General features: G+C 44.9%; 1 pseudogene. It reads right to left on the bottom strand.

Annotation, left to right across the window (positions count from 1 at the left end):
- A pseudogene (locus R7Q11_RS26835) lies at nt 1-659 on the bottom strand (sodium:glutamate symporter); the annotation flags it as partial.

The following is a 659-nucleotide window of genomic DNA, read 5'->3' as shown; positions in this document are numbered from 1 at the left end:
CACAACGTAAATGCGATGCCACCAATGGCGAGTACGATCATTGGCGCAAGGTACTGAGCAAGAACAGTAATTTTGATTGCCGAAATACCAAATATGATCAGGTAGTCGGTGCTGATACCAGCTGCGTGCTTAAATGCTCCATCACAAAGGTATCGTGACGCTTTGGTTTGTTTCGCGACAATTCGTACGAGCATTCCGCCCAAAAAGCCCGTTACAAATGTCGGAATTTGTACTTTGTCGTGGAACGACGATAAGTAGTTTGCTGCGACATAAGAGAAAGCCGTAACGACGACGACAAGGGCTGCGTGAATAGCAAATGAATCCACAGAGAGTGAAGACATTGTGTCTTTCATCACTGGTTCTTGTTCTGTTGGTTTTACAAGACCTTTTCGTTCATGTTCATCCATGCTGTCAAAAGTTGTAAAGCTTCGAATCCAACCCATTTTTAGAGCAAATTGAAGCATCAGCATGCCGATGGAAATTGAGATGAAGATACCGACTGTCGCAAAGGTCAAACCAAGCGTGAAGCCATCTTCCCAACCAAGACCCGTGAAAATATCTCCCACAACTGAGGCTGAACCGTGACCACCCATGAAACCCGCAGACATTGTTACGCCAAAACCAGGATTGATTTCTGGCCAGAAAAATGTAGTTAAGAG

It is taken from the genome of Vibrio sp. 970, assembly GCF_033339075.1.
Note: the sequence above shows the minus strand (reverse complement) of the source record. Positions and strands in the feature narration are given on the sequence as shown.